The sequence below is a fragment of the Candidatus Woesearchaeota archaeon genome, assembly GCA_026394965.1.
In the GTDB taxonomy this organism is placed as follows: domain Archaea; phylum Nanobdellota; class Nanobdellia; order Woesearchaeales; family 0-14-0-80-44-23; genus JAPLZQ01.
Window position 1 is genome coordinate 1 of the sequence record JAPLZQ010000037.1, and the last position, 4,946, is coordinate 4,946.

Genomic DNA, 4,946 nt, shown 5'->3' on the forward strand with positions numbered 1-4,946 from the left:
CTTCTCTCTTATTGAAACGTGATTTCTTGAAATCACGCAGTCCAGACCGCCTTTTTTGATGAGAGCGCTTGACCTTGCTATCAGATTATCGACTGAATCCAAAACTGCAAAGCTTCTTGGCATTATGTAATCTCGGATTATCACTGCATTTCCATCATATTGCCCCAGCAGAAGCCCGAAGAACTCATAGAACGAGCCTTTGTTTTCCCGTATTGAATCGCTTTCTCCTCTAAGCTTTCTCATTTTATCAGCAGCATTATAAGTCAATATCACCGGATTCCTCGGTTTTTTTTCTCCTGAATAGAACAGGGTTTCGCAATTAACAAGAAGCCCTTCCAAAGAATCAGGCATTTCCCCTTCCGAAAAGCGCCTTTTTTCAGACATAAACGCTCATAGTTCTTTCCTGCTTATAAACCTTTCGTTTTGTAGTCCCCATATTGTAGTAACATTTAGAAAGAATTTAAATATATGGGGAATATTTCAGAAATAATTATTAATAACCTGTTCAGATAAAATCGAAAAAGGCAATTGTTTCAAATGAGAAAGAGCTTTTCACTGGATGACGAAGATGAATTAAGCTGCCTTGTCATGAATGCGGAAAAGAAGAAAAGGATAGCGATATTTGACTTAGACGGAACTATACACAAGGGAAATTTCCTGAGCGCTCTTTATGAGGCAAGCAATGCAGACCTGGCATACAACCTTTTCTTTTCTCTTTTTTCTGATGCACCCAAAAAAATACCCCCTTACATAATTAACGGCTCGAGGATTCTTTATGAAGTGATAGCGCATAAGTTTTCTGGCATGAAAAATGAGGATAAGAATCCATCTGAATTTGAGGAAAAACTGATCAGGGAATTCTCTGAAAAAATACTTTATGGGCTTCCCTTATCAACAATTGAAAAGGCATCTCAAAAAATCCCAAACAAGGCATATCCTTATTCAAAGGAATGCGTAAGGGAAATAGCCAAATGCTCTGATAAAACTCTTTTTATCAGCAAGACATTCATCCCCGTTCTGGAAGCCTATCAAAGGGAAATGAGGGAAAATTATTCAACAGAAATAGACATTATCGGAAACAGGCTTGAAACTCTTGAAGGAAGGATAACCGGGCTCAATATGGAACGCCCAATCCTCTCCTCCGCCGACAAGAGAAGGGAGATTGAAAGAATAATTCCCAGATATGAAAGCGCAATATTTTTTGTCAATTCAGAGGATGATTTGGGAATGTTTGATGCGTCTGATAATGCAGGATTTAAAGGCGCATTGAAGATTGCAATGAATGGAAGCTCTGAAAAGGTTATTGAGAGATGCGATGCATATTTTTCCAGCTGGATTCCAATAAAAATGATGATTGAAAAATATTTTGCATTTCACTGAATTTCTGGCCAAATCTGGCGCAAACAATATAAACCAACAGGAAAAACTAATTCTCATGGAAATTAAAAATACGGGATACCATTCCTTGTGCATTGGAAAAATCAGCAGGGGCTGCAGGATGTGCGTCAAAGGAAGAAAGCTCGTGCTTTTTGTCACAGGAATCTGCCCAAGAAGATGCTACTACTGCCCCTTATCAGAGCAGAAGAAAGATAAGGATGTCATATTCGCAAACGAGCGCCCTGTTGCATCAGATTCTGACATAATTGAGGAAGCAGAGATATCAAGGGCATGGGGCGCAAGCATAACCGGGGGAGATCCTCTTTCTGTTCTCAAAAGGACACTTCATTACATAAGGCTTCTCAAGAAAAAATTCGGAAAGGGCTTTCATATCCACTTATACACAACAACAGAGCTCATTAATGAGAAAACTTTGAAATTGCTTTATTCAGCAGGGCTTGATGAGATAAGGTTCCATCCTGATTTATCTGATGAAAGCAGATGGGAGAGGATTTTGCCTGCCCTTAAATACAGCTGGGATGTAGGAATAGAGATTCCTGCAATTCCCGGAACAGAAGATGCAATAAAGAGGCTTTGCGACTTCTCAGATGGGAAGATAAAGTTCATGAACATAAATGAGCTTGAAATCTCAGACACAAATGCCAATAAACTTCTTGAGAAGAGATTCAGGACAAAGGACAGGATTTCATATGCTGTTCTCGGAAGCGAAGCCCTTGCAAAAAAAACCCTTTCCTACTGCAGGAACAAGAGATTTTCTGTCCACTACTGCACTGCAAAGCTCAAGGATTCAGTCCAGCTTGCAGAAAGAATAAAAATAAGGGCGAAAAGCGCAAAGGAAAAATTTGACATAGTTACAAAAGAGGGGCTTTTCATAAGAGGGGCAATTTACCTTCCTGAGATAAAGCCCGGATTTTCTTATAAGAAGAAAATTAAGGATATTTCCGATAAGAGAAAAGCTTTGATTCTAAGAAAACTTAATGCAATTGCAGAAAATCTTTTTTTGGAATATGCAATCCCAAGAGGGCTCATGAAGGTTGATTTGCAGAAAATGAGAATCATTACAGCAGCGCCAATAGCAGAAAAGCTTGCGAATGAATTCAAGAAAAAGGGGCTGATTCCAGCAGTCCTTTCACAGTATCCGACTTTTGACCAGATGGAGATTGAGCTTCGGTTTCTTTAATCCGCCCAAGTCAAGTTATTTAAAAACAAAAGATTTAAATACGAATGAAATCTAAAAAAGGGTAAGATGGCATCTAACTTTAGAGAGAGTCTAATCTTTTTTGAGCAGCTCGGAATATACGATGTGGTTCTCCCGCTTCTCCTCGTCTTTACCATTGTTTTTGCAATACTTGAGAAGACAAGGGTTTTGGGATATGACACCATCGGGGACAAGAAATATTCCAAGAAGAACCTTAATTCAATGGTTGCATTTGTGACTGCAGTTCTTGTGGTCGGCTCATCAAAGCTTGTCGGGATAATAAACGAGACCATTTCAAACACAGTGCTTCTCCTAATGATGTCAGTGCTTTTCCTTATCCTTGTCGGCTCATTCATGAAGCAGACAGATGAAGGGGTTTTCCTTGAGAAGGGATGGAGAAACCTTTTCATGGTAATAATGTTCATCGGGATAATCATAATATTCCTGAATGCATTCAAGATGCCTGATGGAACAAGCTTTCTCATTTACCTCATTTCAAGAGCATCAAACCTGTTCACAGGCTCAACTGAAGTCGCAACATCGCTCCTTCTTGTCGGGCTTATGATAGGAGCAATACTCTTTGTTACAATGGGCGGCGGAAAAAAAGAGAGCAAGGAATAAATCTCATTTTAAAAATTAAGAAAAAAGGTGATAAGCAATGGATTTAAGGCAAATTATAATATCCCTTGAAAACATAGGGCTGATGGATGTTCTTCTTCCATTTCTTCTAATATTTTCAATACTTTTTGCAGTTCTCAGCAACATAAAGCTGTTCGGAGAGGAAAAGAAGAACATAAATGTCATAATCGCGCTTGTGCTGACTTTAACAGTGATAATCCCGCATGTCACAGGAAGCTATCCTGCAGGGGCGGATGTTGTTGACATAATCAACAAGTCGCTTCCAAATGTGTCTCTTGTAATTGTTGCAGTAATAATGCTTCTCCTGCTTGTTGGAGTGTGGGGAATAAAGTTCCAGGGCGGCTCACTTACCGGGATGATTGCATTCGTGTCCATCGCAGTGGTATTTTTCATTTTCGGCTCATCAGCAGGATGGTTCAAGGGGAATTTCGCAAACCTGCTTAATGCAAACCCCGAAACAACGGCAGTTGTTGTTTCCCTTCTTGTTTTCGGAGTGATAATATGGCTTGTAACTTCTGAACCAAGGAGGACCGGGGGGGAAAATTTCCTCTCAGGAATAGGCAAAATTTTCGGCGGCGGCTGGAACAAGCCATGAAGGTTTAAAATGGCAACTTTTTTAGATGTGTTTTTTTTGGAGAGATTTTCCTCCTTGTTTGTGCTTATCCTTGTGTATGCAGTACTATATGCAATACTTCAGACCACAAGCGTTCTTGGAAAGAATAAGGGCATAAATTCGCTAATTGCAATGGCGGTTTCAATAATTGTCCTGATTTCAAAGGATGCAGTGAGCATAATAACATCAATGATGCCTGCCTTCTTCATGCTTGTGCTTTTCATACTTCTTATCCTGATAGCCCTCAGGTTCCTCGGGATGAGCGAGTCCACAATCTCAACAGGGATGCAGAAATGGGGCCCTGTTCACACATCAGTTCTTGTGATTGTTGCAATAATATTTGTTGTTGCGCTTTCAAGCGTGTACGGGAACAGCATGCTTTCCCTCACCAACAGCACAGGCGCATCATACGGGCAGAACGTGTCTTCAACAATATTCAACCCCAAAGTCCTTGGAATGCTCTTTGTTCTTATTCTCGGCGCATTCACAGTGCTTCTTCTTACCGGGACAAGAGACAACTAAACAATTAAATAAGGAATTTTAATTTTCTGCCTTTTCTTTTATTGCTATCTTAAATTATTTAGAATTTTAAAGTGCCCTCCCCGGGATTCGGACCCGGCTCCTGGCCTCCGCGGGGCCAGATCATATCCAGGCTAGACCAGAAGGGCAGTAAAATCAGAATTATGGAGCGCATATTAAAAACTTTGCTTTATTGAATAAAAGCAGGATTACAACGAATATTAGCCAGAATTTCTTTTTCTGAAAAATAAAATTAGCAGGTTTGAAAGCATTGAACGCATTTCACTTCTTCTTTATTGCAAGCACTTTTTCCGCACTTACCGGGCGGTATATTGCATTTTTCTTTTTAAGCACTGCTGCCCAGTATACATCCCCGTAGCTCCAGTGCCACCACTCCAGGGGATAGTTTACAAACCCCTGCTTTTCAAGGCATCTCTTAAGCAGAGCCCTGTTCCTTTTTGCGATTGCAGAAATTTTTTCCCGAGCGCTTAAATTTTCCGGGAAGAAGTCAATTTCAGAGCCCATGTCCATCTGTCTTCTTTTGGAATCGCATATCGTGATGTCAACAGCGCCCCCTGT

Annotated in this window: 7 protein-coding genes and 1 tRNA gene; 5 read left to right on the forward strand and 3 right to left on the reverse strand. The window is 40.4% G+C overall.

Going from position 1 to position 4,946, the window contains the following annotated elements; all coding sequences use genetic code 11:
* Positions 1–384: hypothetical protein (locus NTV63_01695; GenBank protein MCX6709649.1), on the reverse strand; the 384-nt coding region annotated here is incomplete at its 3' end.
* Positions 385–537: 153 nt separating this feature from the next.
* Between NTV63_01695 and NTV63_01700 the strand changes: the two genes are divergently transcribed.
* The 5 genes from NTV63_01700 to NTV63_01720 all read left to right on the forward strand — a co-directional run bounded on the left by NTV63_01700 (position 538) and on the right by NTV63_01720 (position 4,370).
* Positions 538–1,380, forward strand: coding sequence for a hypothetical protein (locus NTV63_01700; protein MCX6709650.1), 843 nt, complete (start codon positions 538–540; stop codon positions 1,378–1,380).
* 55 nt (positions 1,381–1,435) lie between these two features.
* Positions 1,436–2,578: a radical SAM protein gene (locus NTV63_01705; protein ID MCX6709651.1), complete on the forward strand. Its 1,143-nt coding sequence runs from the start codon at positions 1,436–1,438 to the stop codon at positions 2,576–2,578.
* 66 nt (positions 2,579–2,644) lie between these two features.
* Positions 2,645–3,217: a hypothetical protein gene (locus NTV63_01710; protein ID MCX6709652.1), complete on the forward strand. Its 573-nt coding sequence runs from the start codon at positions 2,645–2,647 to the stop codon at positions 3,215–3,217.
* 37 nt (positions 3,218–3,254) lie between these two features.
* On the forward strand, positions 3,255–3,830 hold the full coding sequence (locus NTV63_01715) for a hypothetical protein (protein ID MCX6709653.1): 576 nt from the start codon (positions 3,255–3,257) through the stop codon (positions 3,828–3,830).
* A gap of 9 nt (positions 3,831–3,839) precedes the next feature.
* Positions 3,840–4,370, forward strand: coding sequence for a hypothetical protein (locus NTV63_01720; GenBank protein MCX6709654.1), 531 nt, complete (start codon positions 3,840–3,842; stop codon positions 4,368–4,370).
* A 72-nt stretch (positions 4,371–4,442) separates the two neighbouring features.
* Here NTV63_01720 and NTV63_01725 read toward each other — a convergent pair.
* Positions 4,443–4,516, reverse strand: a tRNA-Arg gene (locus NTV63_01725).
* A 133-nt stretch (positions 4,517–4,649) separates the two neighbouring features.
* Positions 4,650–4,946 (reverse strand): dipeptidase (locus NTV63_01730; GenBank protein ID MCX6709655.1); only part of this gene is annotated, 297 nt, incomplete at its 5' end.

Excerpts from the sequence above, each read along its gene's own strand:
- NTV63_01700 (MCX6709650.1), top strand. The coding sequence starts at position 538 with ATGAGAAAGAGCTTTTCACTGGATGACGAAGATGAATTAAGCTGCCTT.
- NTV63_01705 (MCX6709651.1), top strand. The coding sequence starts at position 1,436 with ATGGAAATTAAAAATACGGGATACCATTCCTTGTGCATTGGAAAAATC.
- NTV63_01710 (MCX6709652.1), top strand. The coding sequence starts at position 2,645 with ATGGCATCTAACTTTAGAGAGAGTCTAATCTTTTTTGAGCAGCTCGGA.
- NTV63_01715 (MCX6709653.1), top strand. The coding sequence starts at position 3,255 with ATGGATTTAAGGCAAATTATAATATCCCTTGAAAACATAGGGCTGATG.
- NTV63_01720 (MCX6709654.1), top strand. The coding sequence starts at position 3,840 with ATGGCAACTTTTTTAGATGTGTTTTTTTTGGAGAGATTTTCCTCCTTG.